This window comes from Bradyrhizobium cedriense (assembly GCF_054602315.1).
Genome location: NZ_JBTSWB010000005.1, coordinates 837,720 through 858,467 on the forward strand (window position 1 = coordinate 837,720; position 20,748 = coordinate 858,467).

At 62.9% G+C, this 20,748-nt stretch carries 15 protein-coding genes and 1 tRNA gene; 9 read left to right on the forward strand and 7 right to left on the reverse strand.

The window, feature by feature from the left end:
- Positions 1-419: 419 nt before the first annotated feature.
- Together ACYCVF_RS25205 and ACYCVF_RS25210 are read left to right on the forward strand one after the other, a co-directional pair.
- Complete coding sequence (locus ACYCVF_RS25205) at positions 420-1,421, forward strand: hypothetical protein (RefSeq protein ID WP_459606664.1); 1,002 nt, start codon at positions 420-422, stop codon at positions 1,419-1,421.
- Positions 1,422-1,854: 433 nt separating this feature from the next.
- Positions 1,855-2,556: a hypothetical protein gene (locus ACYCVF_RS25210; RefSeq protein WP_459606665.1), complete on the forward strand. Its 702-nt coding sequence runs from the start codon at positions 1,855-1,857 to the stop codon at positions 2,554-2,556.
- A 905-nt stretch (positions 2,557-3,461) separates the two neighbouring features.
- Here ACYCVF_RS25210 and ACYCVF_RS25215 read toward each other — a convergent pair.
- Positions 3,462-3,551, reverse strand: a tRNA-Ser gene (locus tag ACYCVF_RS25215).
- Positions 3,552-3,744: 193 nt separating this feature from the next.
- Between ACYCVF_RS25215 and ACYCVF_RS25220 the strand changes: the two genes are divergently transcribed.
- Positions 3,745-4,086: a hypothetical protein gene (locus ACYCVF_RS25220; protein ID WP_459603420.1), complete on the forward strand. Its 342-nt coding sequence runs from the start codon at positions 3,745-3,747 to the stop codon at positions 4,084-4,086.
- A 107-nt stretch (positions 4,087-4,193) separates the two neighbouring features.
- Here ACYCVF_RS25220 and ACYCVF_RS25225 read toward each other — a convergent pair whose 3' ends face one another.
- The 5 genes from ACYCVF_RS25225 to ACYCVF_RS25245 all read right to left on the reverse strand — a co-directional run bounded on the left by ACYCVF_RS25225 (position 4,194) and on the right by ACYCVF_RS25245 (position 12,828).
- Positions 4,194-5,657, reverse strand: a complete 1,464-nt coding sequence (locus ACYCVF_RS25225; RefSeq protein WP_459603419.1) for a trehalose-6-phosphate synthase — start codon at positions 5,655-5,657, stop codon at positions 4,194-4,196.
- A 241-nt stretch (positions 5,658-5,898) separates the two neighbouring features.
- Positions 5,899-6,717: a trehalose-phosphatase gene (gene otsB, locus ACYCVF_RS25230; RefSeq protein WP_459603418.1), complete on the reverse strand. Its 819-nt coding sequence runs from the start codon at positions 6,715-6,717 to the stop codon at positions 5,899-5,901.
- Positions 6,718-6,721: 4 nt separating this feature from the next.
- Positions 6,722-8,209, reverse strand: a complete 1,488-nt coding sequence (locus ACYCVF_RS25235) for an MFS transporter (RefSeq protein ID WP_459603417.1) — start codon at positions 8,207-8,209, stop codon at positions 6,722-6,724.
- A gap of 309 nt (positions 8,210-8,518) precedes the next feature.
- A complete protein-coding gene (locus ACYCVF_RS25240; protein ID WP_459603416.1) occupies positions 8,519-10,552 on the reverse strand; it encodes a methyl-accepting chemotaxis protein in 2,034 nt (677 codons plus the stop codon).
- 236 nt (positions 10,553-10,788) lie between these two features.
- Positions 10,789-12,828, reverse strand: a complete 2,040-nt coding sequence (locus tag ACYCVF_RS25245; RefSeq protein ID WP_459603415.1) for a methyl-accepting chemotaxis protein — start codon at positions 12,826-12,828, stop codon at positions 10,789-10,791.
- Between the two features lie 331 nt (positions 12,829-13,159).
- Between ACYCVF_RS25245 and ACYCVF_RS25250 the strand changes: the two genes are divergently transcribed.
- The 4 genes from ACYCVF_RS25250 to ACYCVF_RS25265 all read left to right on the forward strand — a co-directional run bounded on the left by ACYCVF_RS25250 (position 13,160) and on the right by ACYCVF_RS25265 (position 18,321).
- Complete coding sequence (locus ACYCVF_RS25250) at positions 13,160-13,645, forward strand: (2Fe-2S)-binding protein (RefSeq protein WP_459603414.1); 486 nt, start codon at positions 13,160-13,162, stop codon at positions 13,643-13,645.
- An 83-nt stretch (positions 13,646-13,728) separates the two neighbouring features.
- Complete coding sequence (locus ACYCVF_RS25255) at positions 13,729-16,071, forward strand: xanthine dehydrogenase family protein molybdopterin-binding subunit (RefSeq protein ID WP_459603413.1); 2,343 nt, start codon at positions 13,729-13,731, stop codon at positions 16,069-16,071.
- Between the two features lie 139 nt (positions 16,072-16,210).
- On the forward strand, positions 16,211-17,011 hold the full coding sequence (locus ACYCVF_RS25260) for an FAD binding domain-containing protein (RefSeq protein ID WP_459603412.1): 801 nt from the start codon (positions 16,211-16,213) through the stop codon (positions 17,009-17,011).
- Between the two features lie 200 nt (positions 17,012-17,211).
- Positions 17,212-18,321, forward strand: coding sequence for a CaiB/BaiF CoA transferase family protein (locus ACYCVF_RS25265; protein WP_459603411.1), 1,110 nt, complete (start codon positions 17,212-17,214; stop codon positions 18,319-18,321).
- Between the two features lie 135 nt (positions 18,322-18,456).
- On the opposite strand, the gene hppD is transcribed toward ACYCVF_RS25265, so the two are convergent.
- Entirely contained in the window at positions 18,457-19,575 is a 1,119-nt protein-coding gene (gene hppD / locus ACYCVF_RS25270) for a 4-hydroxyphenylpyruvate dioxygenase (RefSeq protein ID WP_459603410.1), read from the reverse strand.
- Positions 19,576-19,697: 122 nt separating this feature from the next.
- Here hppD and ACYCVF_RS25275 point away from each other — a divergent pair, with 122 nt between their 5' ends.
- Positions 19,698-20,177 carry an Lrp/AsnC family transcriptional regulator gene (locus ACYCVF_RS25275; RefSeq protein WP_459603409.1) on the forward strand — a complete coding sequence of 160 codons (480 nt, stop codon included), beginning with the start codon at positions 19,698-19,700 and terminating at the stop codon, positions 20,175-20,177.
- Positions 20,178-20,249: 72 nt separating this feature from the next.
- Positions 20,250-20,561, forward strand: coding sequence for a DUF1272 domain-containing protein (locus ACYCVF_RS25280; protein WP_459603408.1), 312 nt, complete (start codon positions 20,250-20,252; stop codon positions 20,559-20,561).
- Positions 20,562-20,748: the final 187 nt, after the last annotated feature.

Below are 20,748 nucleotides of genomic sequence, written 5' to 3' on the forward strand. Positions count from 1 at the left end.
ATTTTTAGGATGGATCCCGTGTTACGATAGGGCAGATAAAGAAGAAAAAGCAGACGACCGCTCCTGAGGCGGAGAGTGAGTCGATCTAAAACAAGAGCTTTTCTGCTGATACATCACGCAGAACAGTATTCTGTTCGTCAGAGGCACTCTCTCGTACGCAGAGGCCTACGACTATAATCCAAGATGCTAGTCGCCTTGGGTTCGTCCGCTGGTTTCTTCAAGCAGCGCAACATCTTCAACCTGGGCGGCTCGAGCAGACGACCGCCGTCTACCCGCAAGCAGGAGGCGGGGAAGCAGGCCGTTTCTTTTAGACACCTGGGGCCCAGCACCCTGCCCGGGATAAAGTAGCGTTGGATGTGACGCCGAATACCGTTCTGGTTGCAAAGGGCATATAGTGACCCTCTTCCGGAGTGAGAATCATGCCCATCAAGGCGACAGCTGTGGGTGACCTAACCCGCAACCTCGACCAAGCGGTCAAGGCCATCCAGTCGCTTGACGGGGCCCTGACGGAGGTGAAGTTCGACCCGAGCGACCCGTCCAGCGTGCAGGGCGCTATCGTTGACGTGGAAGCCGCCATCGACAGAAGGGTTGGCGCATATCGCGGCAACCCGATCGTTGAGCCTTGGATCGCCGAAATCAAAGAGAAGTACCGCAAGGAGCTGCTCGACCGCGCCGCGAAGGCGCGCGCGGCAGCGCCGATGGAGCAGGAAATGGGTGACGAAGCCGCTATATACCGTCGCCTCAACAACGCGGCGTTCGACCTGAGTTCCGCTGACTTCCAGACGTATAGCGAGACGATAAAGAAGCTCGCCCGGCTGCTCCGCAACCAAGAGATCGAGCCCATCACGCAACGGCTGACGCAGGGCATCGACCTGGACGCCTGGGTTAAGGGGGCCGACGAAACCGGAGGAAGCTGGCTAGGCAGCAAGAAGCTGAGCTGGCCAGCCGATCATGAGAAGGAGCTTGGCACCATCATCCTCCTTATCGAGCGAATGGCCGAGAAGGACCAGGCAAGCGACATCGCGTACCAATTCTACTACACGGGCAATAACATCACGTCGAACTTGTCGAACATGACGCGCCAGCTCATCATCCCGTTCGTGCGCGACTACGTCGCGTACCTGAAAGATGCTCGACCGGCGCCAGCGAAGAAGCCCGAAGCGGAAAGCCTCCTTCCCGCGCCCATGCAGGCGCACCCGATTCACAAGCTTGTCGGCTGGTCCACGACCCTCGTGGGCTTCGCGCTCATCTGCGTCGGCGTCTATGGCATGTGGGTGGGCGCCACGAGCAGCACCGAGATCAACATCATGGGAAATTCGTTCAAGTCGGGAAGCGTCGGGATAGCCTCCATCTTCATCGGCGCAGTAGTGCTGATCTTGAATCACCGCCGCTTGCTAACGTCCGTCGAGCGGGTGCGATAGGTGGGGACAACGTGTGGTTAGCGGAGCCTCTGTACAGGGAGAGCGGTGGGATATCGACGGGGGATAGCGCAAGGATAAACAGGGGGTAGCCGCGAGGAAGCGTCGCACAACAGCGCTACTCACTTCTTGTTCGAGTGCTGTCCCCACCACGAGGTCGAACAAGGCGGCTTTGCAGGCCCGCGGAAAATCCGGTTTTCCCCATCTCCACAGGCCCAATATTAGCAATAGTTTTATATGGAGACTTATGCGCACCGTCCCCACCCGATCCTTCCAGCCGTGCGACGAAGCGAATCTCGGCAACGGCCGCGGCCTGATAGTAGCTGCCTTACCTGTCTTGGAAGCGGCTTCTATTCCGTCGAGGGTGGGCCCGAACCTGCCGCTGCGAGCGCCAAGCTACCGGTTGAGCTCTAGACGCTGAAATTGGAGACTGATAGTGCCGCTGCAACAATCCACCGTCGCGCGCCAGATTCTTGTGGCGAAGCTCAGAGAGGCGAAATTCATTTGGGCGACGCTTGGGGCCTTGGTCGTCTTTTGGCTGATAGCGTACCATCTGCCGCTCAGCAAATGGATGCCGACTCCCGAATTTAAGGATCACGTCCGCTGGTACGGAATTATGCTCGAAGTGGCGTCGATTTGGAGCATTGCCTATGAGTTGAATGGCTCCCTGATCGCGGCTGGGCGTCGCCCGCTAGTCGCGACGTTCGTAGGTTGGCTGAGGCAATGGCGCTTTATCTTTATCCGAGGAAAAACTGTTAACTTGTCAGCTAACATGTCGGTCGGCTCCTTTGTGAGCGTCGGCACCGCGGTCATGCGCGCGAGCAGCCCCGGTACTCCTGAAGAACAGTTAGCAAAGTTGCAGTCGGTGGTAGACGCTCTGGAAAACCGCGTCGGAGCCCTTGATGCGAAAGTGGATGCAAACGAGCGCAGATTTAAGGAGATGCTCGACCGAGAAATGGCCGAACGGGCAAACGCCATTTCAAGCCTAAGAGGGAAGCTCGAGGAGCAGTATTTCGGGGACGTCCGCTTGCAGGCGGCAGCGCTTATTGTGCTCGTCCTCAGCATCTTTTTTGCGAACGCGCCAGACGAGTCGGCGGTTCTGTTCAAAGTCGTTGGTCTCGGCGGGGCATACTGGTAGCCCATCAGCGCTTCGATAGCCCCTTGAACGAGCTGTGCCGCAACAAGCCTTCGGACGTAATGTCGCGTACTCCACCTCAGCGACGAACGACGGCTCTATCCGGGACCTGCTGCGCTACTATCCTGTTTCGAACGTTCGTTGCTACGCAAGTAGTCAAACACGTGCCTCAGATCCTGCGCCGTTGCTCACCTCGACTAGGAAGATTGGACTATGCGGCTTTGGCTGGGCGCTGTCTAATGCGACCCAATATGCTGGCCTTCAACCTTACGATTGATCACAAAACCGCGCCAACTGATAAGCAAATTACACAAACGGAGTCAGTTCGCTGACTGATAAGCTTTCCCTCAAAATCTTATCAGTGGCCGAGGTCGCATGCATTCTGAACCGCAGTGCTGCGGCAGCCTTATCAGGCTGCTCGCCGTCCCGAAGTGGTTCGGGCGGCAGGTGATCGCGCCAGTCTCCGTCGATTGTTTGTGCAAACGGGAATAATCCCGAATGCTGCCGGAGATTTTTGGCGGTTTACCTCTGAAATTCGGCGAGCCGGGAGTCCGAAGCCGAATGCACACGTGCGAAATGCCGGGATTTCCACCCTATTCACGGTTGTTTCGGGAGGCAAAACAGGACCACGTGGCTGCGGAAGCAGGTATCGAACTCGCGGACGGCGAATTCTAAATTGGTTGAGCGAGAGAGATTCAAACCGCGCCCGCAATAAGCCCCTGGCTTCCCGAGAAAAAGCGTACTGGACCGATTTTGCATGTTCTAAGATTCGGAGAAAATTCGGTTCTCCAGACCTATCTGGCACCAATTTGGTGGGTGAGCGGTCGTCTCCGTCGGCAAAAAAGCGGGAAAAACGGCCGCATTTCTGGCCTCTCCCCAGATCGAAGTACGAGATCATTTCGATGGGATGGCGGAGAGAGTGGGATTCGAACCCACGGTACGGTTTCCCGCACACACGCTTTCCAAGCGTGCGCCTTAAGCCACTCGGCCATCTCTCCGGAGCGCCCTCTCTTGAAGGGGCGCCGTTGATTTTGCAAGAGACCGCAGGGCAAATCGGGCGATTTTCCGCAACTTGTTGTATTTACATGATAATATCTGTCCATGCAGATCCTTGGACCTGCCCGCCGCTGAACCGGAGGCGGGTTTGGCGCGACGATTCACGCGGGGCCTGCAACTTCACCGGGGACCGTCATGACCATCCGCAAGACCATTGTCGCCCTTGGCCTGATTTGGGCCCTTGGCTCCGCGTTCGGCGTACCGGCCTCCGCCCAGGTTTGCAGCCGTCACGGCATTGACGTGAGCTGCGAGGACGGACGGCGCGGGGTGCTGTCGGGCGATGCAATCATCTGGCCGGATGGCACGCGCTCCAGCTCGACGCCGCATCCGAGCGTGATCATCGGCAACAAGAGCTCGATACATGTCGGGCCTGGCGTGTTCGTCGGCCAAGGCAAGGGCGCGGTGCCGCTGGACGATCCCAACGCGCCGAACAAGCGGCAATGCGCGATCCTGGATGGCGTTTCGTATTGTTATTGAGGCGCGCTCGACTTGCGGCTTGCAGCTCGCAGTTTCAGGGCCCGCGCGGCAACACGCCGATGGCCGGGACAAGCGCCCGGCCATGACGAGGAGAGCGTACGAAAGCCTTAGATCAGCCGCACCCCGGATATCGCCGACTTCAACCAGCGCAGCGCCTGCGGCGGCTGGGTTGCGAGCGGGGCAACTGCGGCCTTCTCGGTCCGGCACTTCTCGAGCTCGGCGACGAAGTCAGCGGACCATTGCTGGATGGTGTGGCTGCGCAGCTTCTTCATCATCGCGTCCCAGCGCATCTTGCGCTCGGTGAGCGGCATGGAGGCGGCGACTGCGATCGCGCGAGCCATTCCGTCGATGTCGTGCGGGTTGACCAGCAGCGCGGTGTCCAGCTCATTGGCCGCGCCCGCGAATTTGGACAGCACCAGCACGCCGGGATCGGCCGGGTTTTGCGCGGCGACATATTCCTTGGCCACGAGGTTCATGCCGTCATGCAGCGGCGTCACCACGCCGATCTGCGCGGTGCGGTAGAGACCCGCGAGCACAGCCTGGCTGAAGCCCTTGTTCAAATAGCGGATCGGGGTCCAGTCGACCTCGCCGTGGCGGCCGTTGACGTCGGAGACGAGGCGCGCGACCTCGTTCTGGAGATTGCCATATGCCTCGATGCCGCCCCGCGAAGGATTGGCGATCTGCAGCAGCGAGATGCTGCGCGCAAACTGCGGCTGCTCGGTCCAGAGCCGGTCGAAGGCGCTGATGCGGTTGACGAGGCCCTTGGAATAGTCGAGGCGATCGACACCGATCGCAAGCCGCTCGCCGTTGAGGCTGCGCCGCAAGCGCGATACATCGGGATGCGAAGCCGATTTCGCAGCGTATTGCGCAAATTTCTCGGCATCGATGCCGATCGGGAAGACTTCACAGCGTGTGCGTCCGTGCTGCGAGATCGCGACGCCGTCGTCGATAGCGAGGCCGAGCTCACCGCCGACATAACCCAGGAAGTTCTGGCGATCTTCCTCGGTCTGGAAGCCGAGCAGATCGTAGGCCAGCATCGCCGTGATCAGCTCGCGATGATTGGGCACGCCCTGGATCACCGCCGCGACCGGCCACGGCGTGTGCAGGAAGAAGCCGATGGGATCATCGACTCCGAGGTCGCGCAGCTCGGCGCCAAGTGCGAGGAAATGATAGTCCTGCACCCAAAACGCCGTCTTGGCTTTTCGGAAGCGCATCAGGGCGCGCGCCATGAAGGCGTTGACCTCGCGATAACTGACGTAATCGTCCCGGCAGACACGGATCAGGTCGCTGCGCGAATGCAGCGCCGGCCACAATGCCGAATTGGCAAAGCCTTCGTAATAGCCGCCGTAATGCGCCGCCGGCAGGTCCAGCGTCGCAATCGCTCCCGTCCCAAGTGCCTCGATCTCGGCAAAGGGTTCCTTCTGATGGCCATCGCGCACCCGGCCGGAGGAACCGACCCAGATCGCACCAGAATGTTCCACGACCGGTAGCAATGCCGCCGCAAGGCCACCCGTCATGGGCTCGTTGGGTTTGCCGCGGGCGACGCGATTTGAAACGACGACTAAGTTCACAGGTCGTCCCCTCCTGTTCATTCCACCCCGTTTAACTGCCGTTCATCAATATGGTTCCTGATCATCGTTTCAACCAATTGAAACCAAAATCAGGCGTGCGCGTTGGAACTGGTTTCGCTTGCGGAACCCGGGAATACCGCTGCAAAGATAGCTTTGCCGGTCGTCTTGGGCAGCATGCACGGTAGCGCGCAACGGCGCTGCGCTGAAGGCATTGTGTCTGCGAGGTGGCGCCGCCTTCGTTTCACCTCGGATCGAGCAGGTGCGCAAGGAACGCACGTACGTCCGCCGGCGCATCGAAGTGGCCGTTCACGCCCATGGCGCGGCGCCCGACCGAGAAGGCGAGCCCGTTCATGTCGGGCATGATCGCGAACACCGTCTCGTCGGTGACGTCGTCCCCGATGAACAATGGACGTCGTCCCCTGAACGGCTCGTGCGTCATCAATTCGCGCACGCCGCTCGCCTTGGTGAAGCCGGAATGCTTGATCTCGCAGACGAACTTGCCCGGCAGCACCTCGATCGGCGCATTGGGCAGGTCGGCGCGGATCAGCGAAACGGATTCGTAGATCGCCTTCTCCGCGTGCGGCGCAAGGCGGTAATGCAGCGCGAGCGAATAGCCCTTGTCCTCGAGCAGAATGCCTGGGCTGAGCTTGGCGATGGCTGCCAGGCGCCGCTTCAGCTCCTTGTCCAGCGGCGGCGCGTGCACCGCATCGGCTTCATTGTCCACCGACAGCCGCATCTCTGCGCCGTGACCGCCGACCGCGCGGAACACATCGGGCGCGAAGATCAGATCGATGTCGTTGAGCGAGCGACCGCTGACCAGCGCCAGCGCGCCGGAGGTGCGCTCGGTGAGATGGTTCAGCGTTTCCGACAGGCCCGGCGGCACCCACACCTCGCGCGGCGTCGGCATCAGGTCGAGCAGAGTGCCGTCGATGTCGAGCAGAAGGGCAATTTCGTTGAGATGCGGCACCAGCGCATGCGGCACCGGCACCGTTTCGGGCGCATCGTCATCCGGCATGGTGCGCTTCTGGTCCAACGCCATTTCTGCACGTTCCAATTTCATCAGTCTACTCCATAAAGGCAAGCGGCCGCGCAATTTCTTCGAGCGATTTCCGCTCGGCAGAGACGGCATAGCGCCACGCCACGACCGCAGCCGCGATCATCAGGACTGCCCCCAGCAGATAGCCGGCGAACACGCTGTCGCGCGATCCGGTGTCGATCAGGGCGCCGAACAGCGCCGGCCCGATCACGCCGCCGATACCGGTACCGACCGCATAGAACACCGCAATCGCCAGCGCGCGAACCTCGAGGGGAAACGTCTCGCTCACGGTGAGATAGGCCGCGCTCGCGGCCGGCGAGGCAAAGAAGAAGATCACCATCCAGGCGATCGTCTGCCCCTGCGCGCTCAGCACGCCGATCGAGAACAGATAGCCTGACAGGGCCAGCAGCAGGCCCGATGCGCCATAGGTGAACATGATCATGGTGCGGCGGCCGAGCGTATCGAACAGACGGCCGAGCAGGAGCGGCCCCAGGAAATTGCCGGCGGCAAAGGGCAACAGGTACCAGCCGACGTGATCGGCGCGGATGCCGTAGAAATCGGTCAGCACCAGCGCGAAGGTGAAGAAGATGGCGTTGTAGAAGAACGCCTGGGCGCTCATCAGCGCGAGGCCGACCAGCGCGCGCTGGCGATAGGCCGAGAACAACGTATGCACGACCTCGCTGATCGGCGTGTGATCGCGCATCTTCAGCCGGATCCTGGTGAAGCGCTCGTCCGTCAGATCCTGATCATGTCCGATCGCCGAGCGCTCGATCCCGTCGACGATGGCATGGGCCTCGTCGGGACGGCCGTGGATCATCAGCCAGCGCGGACTTTCCGGGATCCACATGCGCATCAACAGCACGACGAGGCCGATGGCCGCGCCAATGAGATAAGCCAGGCGCCAGCCGAGATCTGGTTCGATCACGGCGGGATCGAGCAATATGATGGAAGCGACGGCGCCCATCGCAGCCCCGATCCAGAAGCTGCCATTGATGACGAGATCGGTCCAGCCTCGATAGCGCGCGGGCACCAGCTCCTGGATGGTCGAGTTGATCGCGGTGTATTCGCCGCCGATGCCGGCGCCGGTGAGGAAACGAAACAGCGCGTAGCTCGCGACATCCCAGGACAGGGCGGTCGCGGCGGTTGCCGACAGATAGACTGCCAGCGTGATGAAGAACAGTTTCTTGCGTCCGATGCGATCGGTCAGCCAGCCGAAACCGAGCGCACCGAGCACGGCGCCCGCGAGATAGGCGGAGTTGGCGATCCCGAGATCGAGATTGGAGAAATGCAGCGACGGGCTCTGCTTCAGCGCGCCGGAGAGCGAACCAGCCAGGGTCACCTCGAGCCCGTCGAGAATCCAGGTGATCCCGAGCGCGAGTACGACGCGGGTGTGGAAACCGCTCCACGGCAGCGCGTCGAGGCGCGAGGGAATGCTGGTCTCGACGATACGATCGGTCGCGGTCACCGCCGGGATTACGGGTGCATAGTTCAGCGCTGGGCCTTGCTGCAATTCCATCGGGTTGTCTGACCAATGGAAGCGGCCCCGGTTCACACGACGTGGACGGGGTCGATCCAACCATGGGGGTGCGGCATTCTGCCTGCCACCTGCGACAACGCATGCGGCGTGGCCCGGTTCCCACGGAAGCGCCTCGAAGAACACCCGTTTCTGATTGAGCTCCAACGAGTTGACGCATGGCTCAGGTCAGAAAGACGACACATTCACGAAAGACCGCTGCGCGCCGGCAGGGCGCTGCCGAAGACGCAGCAGATGCGACTTGGAGCGCGCGAGGGTGGAGCTGAAGCGAGCGTCGCGCGGACGCCGGCGCTAGGCCGCCCTGATGTTCGCCATGAAGCGGTCGAGTTCGGCGCGCAGACGGGTGCTTTCGCTCGACAGCGTCTTGGCCGAGTTCAGCACCTCTTCCGAGGCCGAGCCGGTCTCGGCCGCGCCACGGTTGACCTGGCCGATATCGGTGGCCGCCGTCTGGGTGCCCTGTGCGACGGTCTGAACGCTGCGCGCGATCTCCTGGGTCGCCGCGCCCTGCTGCTCCACCGCGCTCGCGATCGACGTCGCGATCGACGAGATCTGGCCAATGGTCGCGCCGATCTCCTTGATCGCGGCGACCGATTCGGCCGTGGCGCCCTGCATGCCGGTGATGTGCGAGGAGATCTCGTCCGTCGCCTTCGCGGTCTGGCTCGCCAGCGACTTCACCTCGCTCGCCACGACCGCAAAGCCACGGCCGGCTTCCCCGGCGCGCGCCGCCTCGATGGTGGCATTGAGCGCCAGAAGATTGGTCTGCTCGGCGATCGCCGTGATCAGCTTGACCACCTCGCCGATCTGCTGGGCGGCATGCGACAGCTTGCCGATGCGGCCGTCGGTCTCCTTGGCCTGCCCCACGGCAGCCTCGGCAATGCGGCTGGAATCGCGGACCTGGCGGCCGATCTCCTCGACCGAGGCCGACAGCTCTTCGGTCGCGGTCGCGACCGACTGCATGTTGCTGGACGCCTGTTCGGAGACGCCGGCGACCTGGCTCGACAGGCTCTGCGTAGTCTCGGCGGTGCGGGTCAGCGTGGAGGCCGCCGATTCCAGTTGCACGGCCGAAGCCGAGACGTTGGAGACGATGGCGCCGACCGCGCTCTCGAAATCATCGGCAAAGCGGATCAGCTCGGCGCGGCGGCTTGCAGCCTGCTCCCGGTTCTGGGCTTCGCTGGCGGCGGCATCGCGCTCGGCCTTGGCGACCGCCTGAACCTTGAACTCCTCGACCGCGCCGGCCATCTCGCCGATCTCGTCCTTGCGGCCGAGGCCCGGCAGCACGACGTCGAAATTACCCGAGGCAAGCTCGCGCATCGCCTTGCACATCGCGATCATCGGACGCGAGATGCCATTGCCGAGCCACAAGGCCAGCACGACGCCCACAGCCAGCCCGCCCAGTGCCATCATCAGCATCAGCTGCTCGGTGTCGATGATGGTGCTATTGGCGCTGGCCTCGATGCGCTGCTGGTCGGCGGTCAGATCCGAACGCAGTTCGGCCGAGAGCTTGAGGATGGTCGCCGCCGTCTTGGTCATCTCGCCGTTCAGCTTGACGATGACCTTCACGTTCTCGGTCAGCTTTGCGAACGAGGTGCGGTATTGCTTCAGGAGTTCGCCGATCTCCTTGACGCGGTCCGTGATCTTCTGGTCATTCGCGTAGATGGAGACCATCAGCGTCTCGAGGAACTTGATGCGGGCGATCACGCCGTCGGCGGTCTTCGGCTCCGGCTTGGCCACGAAGGCGCTGACCGAGGTGGAGACCGCCAGATATTGCGAGGTGACGTCCTTGGCCGTGGTCTGAACCGAGTTCAGGCCCGCCAGTGCTGCGGTGTCGGCGAGATCGTCGAACTTGAAGCGGATCTTGTTGCCGACACTGTTGAGCTCCTCGGCCGCAATCTTGTTGTTCTCGCGCGTCAGCGTGATGATATCGCCGAAGACTTTCGTAAAGCTCTGGAATTCGGCCTCGAGCTTGCCGACCTGCTCACGGCGGGCGGCGCCGGTCGTCGCGGCCATCGACTTGGCGATCGCGCTCTTCAGATTGCCTTCAGCGGCCTTGGCCGCGGTCTCGTCGTCCGCTGCGCCGGTCAGTGTATACGCCCTTGCCAGCCCCTGATAGGCGACCAGCTCTCGATCGACCGTCCGCGCCAGATCGGCTTCCAATACGCTGGTGCGGTAGGACGCCACGGCGCCTGCGATTCGCTCGAAGCCGAAATAGGCGAAGGCCATGCTGACGGCGAGGATGGCGAGCACCGCCACAAAGCCGAGGATGATCTTTGCGCGAAAACGCAGCGTTGGCAGCTTCGATTTGCTCGACTTGGACTTCACCGACATTCCCCCACCCCATTCCATTCGCGGAAAACCAGGCGCAGCCCGGAAGCAGCCCGCTTCCCGACTCCTCCGCACGTTACGGGGCAAAGGATAAGCTGTGGTAAATATGTGGCGCCGCAACCGACGGTTAGTCGATGCGAGGATTGTTAAGGCGCGCTTTCTCGCGCCGTTACAAGTTTGGCTGCCGCGCTTGTCCGAAACGACACGAAGGAAGAAGCGAGCGTCCGCGGACGCCGGCGCTAGGCCGCCCTGATGTTCGCCATGAAGCGGTCGAGCTCGGCGCGCAGACGGGTGCTTTCGCTCGACAGCGTCTTGGCCGAGTTCAGCACCTCTTCCGAGGCCGAGCCGGTTTCGGCCGCGCCACGGTTGACCTGGCCGATATCGGTGGCCGCCGTCTGGGTGCCCTGTGCGACGGTCTGGACGCTGCGCGCGATCTCCTGGGTCGCCGCGCCCTGCTGCTCCACCGCGCTCGCGATCGACGTCGCGATCGACGAGATCTGGCCGATGGTCGCGCCGATCTCCTTGATCGCGGCGACCGATTCGGCCGTGGCGCCCTGCATGCCGGTGATGTGCGAGGAGATCTCGTCCGTCGCTTTCGCGGTCTGGCTCGCCAGCGACTTCACCTCGCTCGCCACGACCGCAAAGCCACGGCCGGCTTCCCCGGCGCGCGCCGCCTCGATGGTGGCGTTGAGCGCCAGAAGATTGGTCTGCTCGGCGATCGCCGTGATCAGCTTGACCACCTCGCCGATCTGCTGGGCGGCATGCGACAGCTTGCCGATGCGGCCGTCGGTCTCCTTGGCCTGCCCCACGGCAGCCTCGGCAATGCGGCTGGAATCGCGGACCTGGCGGCCGATCTCCTCGACCGAGGCCGACAGCTCTTCGGTCGCGGTCGCGACCGACTGCATGTTGCTGGACGCCTGTTCGGAGACGCCGGCGACCTGGCTCGACAGGCTCTGCGTAGTCTCGGCGGTGCGGGTCAGCGTGGAGGCCGCCGATTCCAGTTGCACGGCCGAAGCCGAGACGTTGGAGACGATGGCGCCGACCGCGCTCTCGAAATCATCGGCAAAGCGGATCAGCTCGGCGCGGCGGCTTGCAGCCTGCTCCCGGTTCTGGGCTTCGCTGGCGGCGGCATCGCGCTCGGCCTTGGCGACCGCCTGAACCTTGAACTCCTCGACCGCGCCGGCCATCTCGCCGATCTCGTCCTTGCGGCCGAGGCCCGGCAGCACGACGTCGAAATTGCCCGAGGCAAGCTCGCGCATCGCCTTGCACATCGCGATCATCGGACGCGAGATGCCGGTGCCGAGCAGGAAGGCGAGGACCGCGCCGAGCAGCGTGCCGCCGACGGCCAGCATCAGCACCAGTTGCTTGGTCTGCCCGATGGTCGCCTCCGACTCCGAATCGAGCCGCTGCTGTTCGGCGACGAGGTCCGCCTTCATGGCGGTTGCTCCTTGCTGGATCGCACGGGCCGAGCCGTTCATTTCGGTGACGAGATCGTCGACCAGCTTGGCATTGGCGATCAGCTTTTCCAGCGCTTCGCGATAGGCCCCCAGCAGCGCCTTGGCATCCTTCAAGCCGGCGACGACCTTGTCGTCCATGGAATAGACCGCGCCGAGCGAGTTCTCGACGAATTTCAGCCGCGCCAGCGCGCTGGTGGCGATCGCCTGATCGGATGTCAGCACGAAATTGGTCGCCGCCGCACTCGCTGTCTGGAACTGGGCGTTGACCTGCTTCGTGCCGAACTCGATCGCTTGTGCTTCGGAGTCGGAGGCGTTGTTTCCGATATCGTCGAGCTTGTATTTCAGGAGATTGGCATTGCGCATGAGCTGGTTCTGCACCAGCAGCGTGCTGTCTCGCTTGGCCTGGAGCACCTTCGCGAAGGTCGCGGAGAAATGCGAAAATTCCTTGGAGAGCTTGCCGAGGCTCTCCTGCCGGGCGGGATTCTTGGCACTCTTGACGGCCAGATCGATCGCGTTCTTCAGGCTGCCTTCAGCATCCAGGGCCGCCTTGGCGTCGTCTTCCTTGCCCGTGACGACGAAATATCTGGCCGTCGAACGATAGGCGAGCAGCTCACGGTCGATGTTGCGGGCAAGATCGGCCTCCGAAACGCTGCTGCGATAGGACCCGACCCCGGAGGCGACCCGCTCGAAGCCGAAATAGGAGAAGGCCATGCTGCCGGCCGAGATCACCAGCACTGCGGCGAAGCCGAGAATGATCTTTGCGCGGAACCTGAGGGTCGGAAACAGTGTACGCTTAGACGGCGACGCGATACGCCCGGACATTCCCACCCCCATTTGTATTCAGCCGCGATCAGGAGGCGCCCCGCCCCCCAACCTGGATGCGCAAAACTAAGGCAGAATCGATAAGGGGCGGTAAATTTGGCAGGCTCGCACGACGTTAGGGCGCATCGGCCAGGGGCTGATCTGGATGATTTCTGGCATCCCAGGGCTTGTCCGGTGCTCCGCTTCCCGCGGCTCCGCCCGCAAATCATTGCGCGCCGATCAGGATCAATGACTTTTCAATGACGCTGGCGACCAAAATCCTAGTTGCAAAGTTCCGGCTCGCCGGTCTCTAATTAGAAACAATCAAAATCAATCCCGGGAGGACTACACCGTGTCTACAGTCAACCTGACAGTGAACGGCAAGGCCGTTGCTGTCGACGTCGAGGACCGCACGCTGCTGGTCCAGCTCCTGCGCGATCACCTCAATCTCACGGGAACTCATGTCGGCTGCGACACCAGCCAGTGCGGCGCCTGCGTCGTGCACATGGACGGCAAGGCCGTGAAATCGTGCACCATGCTGGCAGGTCAGGCCGATGGTGCCAGCATCACAACGATCGAGGGCATCGCCAAGGGCGACGAGCTGCACCCGATGCAGGCTGCCTTCCGCGACAATCACGGTCTCCAGTGCGGCTATTGCACGCCCGGCATGATCATGTCGGCGATCGACATCGTGCAACGCCATGGTGGCCAGCTCGACGAGACGACCGTCCGCCAAGAGCTCGAGGGCAATATCTGCCGCTGCACCGGCTACCACAACATCGTGAAAGCCGTGCTGGATGCGGCCGACCGCATGAAGGTTGCGCAGGCTGCCGAGTAGAGCGGCCGTCGCAAACAAGAAACCGCACTGCCGCTTTCGAGGGAAAGCGCGGGTCAATGAATTTCCGGTCGGGAGGACCAGTCATGGGTGTTGAAGGCATCGGCGCACGCGTGGTGCGCAAGGAAGACAAGCGTTTCATTACCGGCAAGGGCCGCTACGTCGACGACATCAAGCTGACGGGCATGACCCATGCGTATTTCATCCGCAGCCCGCACGCGCATGCCAAGGTGAAGGGGATCGACTCCTCCGCCGCAATGAAGATGCCGGGCGTGGTCGCGGTGCTCACCGGCAAGCAGCTCGTCGACGACAAGGTCGGCAACCTCATCTGCGGCTGGGCCATCACCTCGAAGGACGGCAGCCCGATGAAGATGGGCGCATGGCCGGCAATGGCGCCCGAGACGGTGCGCTTCGTCGGCCAGGCCGTCGCGGTGGTCATCGCCGAGAGCAAGAATCTCGCGCGCGACGCGGCGGAAGCCGTCGTCGTCGACTACGAGGAGCTTCCCGCGGTCGCCGACATGCAGGCCGCGATCAAGCCCGGCGCGCCCCAGCTTCACCCCGAAGCGCCCGGCAACCAGGTCTATGACTGGGTGATCGGCGACGAGGGCGCCACCGATGCGGCCTTCGCCAAAGCGGCCAATGTGGTGAAGCTCGACGTCACCAACAACCGCCTCGCCCCGAACGCGATGGAGCCGCGCGCGGCGATCGCCGATTACGATTCGGCGGAAGAGCACTTCACTCTATACACGACCTCGCAGAACCCTCACGTCGCCCGCCTCGTGCTGTCGGCGTTCTACAACATCGCTCCTGAGCACAAGCTGCGTGTGATCGCCCCCGACGTCGGCGGCGGCTTCGGCTCCAAGATCTTCATCTATCCCGAGGAGATGGTGGCGCTGTGGGCCTCGAAGAAGATCGACCGCCCCGTGAAATGGACCGGCGACCGCACCGAAGCCTTCCTTACCGACGCGCACGGCCGCGACCATATCACCCATGCCGAGATGGCCTTCGACGCCAACAACAAGATCATCGGCTTGAAGGTGAAGACCTACGCCAATTTCGGCGCCTACATGTCGCTGTTCTCGTCCTCGGTGCCGACCTACCTCTACGCGACGCTGCTGTCGGGCCAGTACAACATCCCGGCGATCCATGCCGAGGTGATCGGGGTCTACACCAACACCACGCCGGTCGACGCCTATCGCGGCGCGGGCCGTCCCGAAGCTAGCTATCTGGTCGAGCGGCTGATGGAAACGGCGGCGCGGCAGCTCAAGGTCGATCCAGCTCAACTGCGCCGGACCAATTTCATCACCCAGTTCCCGCACCAGACGCCTGTGATCATGGCCTATGATACCGGCGACTTCAACGCTTCGCTCGATGTTGCGATGAAGGCGATCGACTATGCCGGCTTCCCCGCCCGCAAGGCCAAGGCGAAAGCCGACGGCAAGCTGCGCGGCATCGGCGTCTCCTGCTACATCGAGGCCTGCGGCATCGCGCCGTCGAAGGCGGTCGGCAGCCTGGGCGCCGGTGTCGGCCTGTGGGAATCGGCCGAGGTGCGCGTCAACCCGGTCGGCACCATCGAGATCCTCACGGGATCGCACAGCCACGGCCAGGGTCACGAGACCACCTTCTGCCAGCTCGTCGCCGAACGGCTGGGCGTTCCGATCAGCCAGGTCTCGATCGTCCATGGTGACACCGACAAGGTGCAGTTCGGCATGGGCACCTACGGCTCGCGCTCCGCGGCCGTCGGTCTCACCGCGATCCTGAAAGCCATGGAGAAGATGGAATCGAAGGCCAAGAAGATCGCGGCGCATGCGCTGGAAGCGTCGGAAGCCGACATCGTCATCGAGAACGGCGAGTTCAAGGTGACGGGCACCGACAAGGCGATCGCCCTGCCGATGGTCGCGCTCGCGGCCTACACCGCGCACAATCTGCCTGACGGGATGGAGCCGGGCCTGAAGGAGAGCGCCTTCTACGACCCGACCAACTTCACCTTCCCGGCCGGCGCCTATATCTGCGAGCTCGAGGTCGATCCCGGCACCGGCAAGACCTCCTTCGTCAACTTCGTCGCGGCCGACGATTTCGGTCGGCTGATCAATCCGATGATCGTCGAGGGCCAGGTCCATGGCGGCCTTGTGCAGGGCATCGGGCAGGCACTGCTCGAGCACGCGATCTACGATGCCAACGGCCAGCCGGTCACGGCCTCGTTCATGGATTACGCCATGCCGCGCGCCGACGATGTGCCGTCGTTCAACCTCTCCCACACCACGACGCTCTGCCCGGGCAATCCGCTCGGCATCAAGGGGTGCGGCGAGGCTGGCGCCATCGGCGCCTCCGCGGCCGTGATCAACGCGATCACGGACGCGATCGGCAAGAACAACCTGGAAATGCCCGCAACCCCTGACCGGGTGTGGCGCACGATCCACGCGGCTTGATCGCCTCACTCTCGTCATTCCGGGGCGACGCGAAGCGTCGAACCCGGAATCTGGAGCTACGAATTCAACCTCGAGATTCCGGGTCTGCGCCTGCGGCGCATCCCGGAATGACAGAGAATAGATTTCAGGAGCAACCAAGATGTACCAGACAACCTATCATCGCGCCTCCACGGTCGACGAGGCCGTCAGCTTGTTCGGCAAGAGCAGCGAAGCGAAGTTCCTTGCCGGAGGCCAGACGCTGCTGCCGGTCATGAAGCAGCGGCTCGCCAACCCCTCGGACGTGATCGACCTCGGCAAGATCAAGGAGCTGCAGGGCGTCGAGCTGTCGGGCGATGTGCTCACCATCAAGGCCGCGACGACCTATTACGACATCATGCAGAATGCCGATGTGAAGAAGGCGATCCCCGCAATCGCCTATCTCACCTCGGTGCTCGGCGATCCCGCCGTGCGCTATCGCGGCACGATTGGCGGCTCGATCGCCAACAACGATCCCGCGGCGGACTTCCCCGCCGCCTTGCTCGCGCTCGGCGCCACCGTGAAGACCAACAAGCGGTCGATCTCGGCGGATGACTTCTTCAAGGGCCTGTTCACCACGGCGCTCGAAGACGGCGAGATCATCACCGCCGTGTCATTCCCGGTGCCGGCGAAGGCAGGCTACGAGAAGATGCGGCATCCGGCCTCGCGCTTCGCGCTGACCGGCGTGTTCGTCGCACAGATCAAGTCGGGCGAGGTTCGGGTGGCCGCCACCGGCGCCTCCCAGAGCGGCGTGATGCGGGTGCCCGCGATCGAAGCCGCGCTGAAGAGCAACTGGTCGCCGTCGGCGATCGACAGCGTGACGATTTCGGCAAGCAATCTGCTCGCTGACATCCATGGCACGGCGGAGTACCGCGCCAATCTCGTCAAGGTGATGGCGCAGCGCGCAGTGGCCGCTGCCGGCTGATAGCGCCTCGACGCAAATTTTCCGCGGCGCGCACTTCGGTGCGCGCCGTTTTTATTTTGGCCATGCGGCATGAAAACCGCTTGCCTCGCTGGCGTGAAGGCGAGAAAAGTTAATCAGTCAATTAACTCGCCCCACAGAGGAACGCCTTGGCGCTTGCCGATCATCGGCAACAAGCGCCTCGGATCCGAGGAAACAAAAACGTGCTCGATAAACCAGCCCCCACCTCCGCTATCCGCACCTCCGGCCCGCTCTCAGGCTTCCGCATCGTCGAATTCGCCGGCATCGGTCCGGGCCCGTTCGCCTGCATGATGCTGGCCGACATGGGCGCCGACGTCGTCACGCTCGACCGGATCGGCGCGAAGAAAAGCATGAAGTCGGTGGCGGGCCGCGGCCGCAAGGTGATCGAGCTCGACCTCAAGGACAAGGCGGCGATTGCGCAAGTGCTCGAACTTCTTGCCGGCGCCGACGCGCTGGTCGAGGGCTTTCGTCCCGGCGTGATGGAGCGGCTCGGGCTCGGTCCCGACGTGGTGCTCGCGCGCAATCCCAAGCTGGTCTATGGCCGCATGACGGGCTGGGGCCAGGAAGGGCCGCTCGCCAATGCAGCCGGCCATGACATCAACTACATCTCCATCACCGGCGCGCTGGCCGCAATCGGCACGAAGGAGGCGCCGGTGCCGCCGCTCAATCTGGTCGGCGATTTCGGGGGCGGCGCACTCTACCTCGTCGTCGGCGTGCTCGCGGCGCTGTTGGAAGCGCAGAAGTCCGGCAAAGGTCAGGTCGTCGATGCCGCCATGTGCGACGGTGCCGCATCGCTGATGTCGTTCTTCTTCGACATGACCGCGATGGGGCGCTGGACCGAGGGACGCGACCGCAACTTCCTCGACGGAGGCGCACATTTCTACGGTGTCTATGAATGCGCCTGCGGCAATTTCGTCTCGATCGGTTCGATCGAGCCGCAATTTTATGCGCTGCTGCGCGAGCATGCCGGGCTCACCGACGCCGATTTCGACGCGCAGATGGATCCCAAGGCCTGGCCGGCGCTGAAGGAGAAGTTGAAGGCCGTGTTCAAGAGCAAGACGCGCGACGACTGGTGCAAGATCATGGAAGGCACCGACATCTGCTTCGCGCCGGTGCTGACCATGTCGGAAGCAACGAAGCATCCGCACATGGTCGCCCGCAACGTCTTCGTCGAACGCCACGGCGTGAAACAGCCCGGGCCCGCGCCCCGGTTTTCGCGTACGCCATCGGCGGCACGCGAGCCGGAAGCGGCGGAGATCGGCGCGGTGACAAAGGCCTGGCAGGCGCGATAGCTGCCGTGCCCCGGACGCTGCGCAGCACGAAGTGATGCGCTGCTGAGCCGGGGCGCATACCTGCATCACAAGAGTGGGTCCCGGCTCTGCGCAGCAGCGTAAGAACGCTGCAGCGCGTCCGGGACACGAGCGTGACTAAGCCGCGTTCCCCACCTTCAACACCCCGCGCCGGATCTGATCCTCCTCGATCGATTCGAACAGGGCCTTGAAATTGCCCTCGCCGAAGCCATCGTCGCCCTTGCGCTCGATGAACTCGAAGAAGATCGGGCCGATCGCGTTGGCGGAGAATATCTGCAGCAGCACCTTGGTCTGACCGCCCTCGACGACGCCCTCGCCGTCGATCAGGATGCCGTTCTTCTTGAGCCGTGCGACGTCTTCGCCATGCTTGGGCAGGCGTGCGTCGATCTTCTCGAAATAGGTGTCGGGCGGTGACGGCATGAACGGCAGGCCGGCCTCACGCAGGCCTTCGATGGTGCGGTAGATGTCGCGGCAACCGCAGGCGATGTGCTGGATGCCCTCACCGCGATAGGTCTTCAGATATTCCTCGATCTGGCCGGACTCGCCGGCGTCCTCGTTGATCGGAATCCTGATCTTGCCATCCGGGCTCGTCAGCGCGCGCGAGAACAGGCCGGAGGCACGGCCCTCGATGTCGAAGAAGCGGATCTGACGGAAGTTGAACAGCTTCTCATAGAAGCCGGCCCAGACGTCCATGCGGCCGCGATGAACGTTGTGGGTGAGATGGTCGAGATAGAACAGACCGGCGCCGACCGGCCGCGGATCGCGCGCGCCGAGCCATTCGAACTCTCCGTCATAGGCTGAGCCCTTGGCGCCATAGCGATCGACCAGATAGAGCAGGCTGCCGCCGATCCCCTTGATCGCGGGGACATCGAGCGTTTTCTGCGCCGATGACACATCGGCAGCTTCGGCGCCGAGCGAAATCGCGCGGTCATAGGCCGCCTTCGCGTCGACGACGCGGAACGCCATCGACGGCGCGCAGGGGCCGTGTGCGGCGACGAAGTCGTAGCCGTGTGTGCCAGGCTCCTCGTTGACGAGATAGTTGATGTCGCCCTGGCGGTAGACCGTGATCTTCTTGGTCTTGTGGCGCGCGACGGGCGCATAGCCCATCAGCCTGAACAGCGCGTGCAGCTCGTCCGGATTGGGATGCGCATACTCGACGAACTCGAACCCGTCGGTGCCCATCGGATTGTCGGCGCTGATCGTGGCCGGCGGTGCATCGTGCGGAAATGGACCCATGCTGCTCTCCCAATTTTGCTGCCATGAGGAACTATCGTTCATGGGGCGCGCAAGAGGCGTGCAAACAAGTCGTGATTTCGCTATCCTATGCACGGTTTGTGCAATAGATGGACGATTGATGCATGATTGCTGTGGACGCCTTCGACCTCAAGATCCTGGGCGCCCTCCAGGAAGACGGTCGCCTCACCAACCAGGAGCTCGCCGATCTCGCTGGCCTTTCAGCCTCGCAATGCTCGCGCCGGCGGATGCGGCTGGAGGAGGAGAAAGTGATTGCAGGCTACCACGCCGATCTCTCCAGCGAGGCGCTGGGCTTCGGCGTGATCGCCTTCATCCAGGTGGGGCTTGCGACCCATTCCCCGGATAATTCCAAGCGTTTTCGCGCTCTGGTGAACCGGATCGACGAGATCCAGGAAGCCTATTCGCTGACAGGCGATGCCGATTACGTGCTCAAGGCGGTGCTGCGCGACCTCAAGGGCCTCTCCAACCTGGTCAACGACGTCTTGATGCCGCACCAGAGCGTGGCGCATGTGCGCTCCTCAATCGTGCTCGACAGGCTCAAGGAAAGCTCCAGGCTGCCGCTCAAGGAAATCAAGGCCGGCTGAAATCGAGGGAAATGCGGCATTCGCGATGCGCGAACGGTCTGCAATGATCCACACCAATGCGGAGATTCAACCATGGCCCTCCAGCTTCGACCGAACTGCGAATATTGCGATCGCGACCTGCCGCCTGATGCAACCGACGCGCGGATCTGCTCCTACGAATGCACGTTCTGCGCGGATTGCGTGGAGACCAAGCTGTCGAACGTCTGCCCGAACTGCGGCGGCGGCTTTGCCCCGCGTCCGATCAGGCCGGCGCAGGAATGGCGGCCGGGCGTGTGCACCAGCAAGCAGACGCCATCCGACAAGCGGGTGCATCTGAAGTACAGCGTGGAGGATGTCGCCGCGCATTGCGCACGGATACGCGATGTGCCGCCGGAGAGACGGTAGGCTCTCTCCACGTCATTGCGAGCGCAGCGAAGCAATCCAGAAATGCATCCGCGGAGGGGCTCTGGATTGCTTCGTCGCAAGAGCTCCTCGCAATGATGTTGTGGACGGCCCCACCTGAACGGCATCAAGTGCCAAAACGTGGTCGCCGGAGCGCCACAAAGAGGGAGGCCGTCCATGGCGAAGTTTA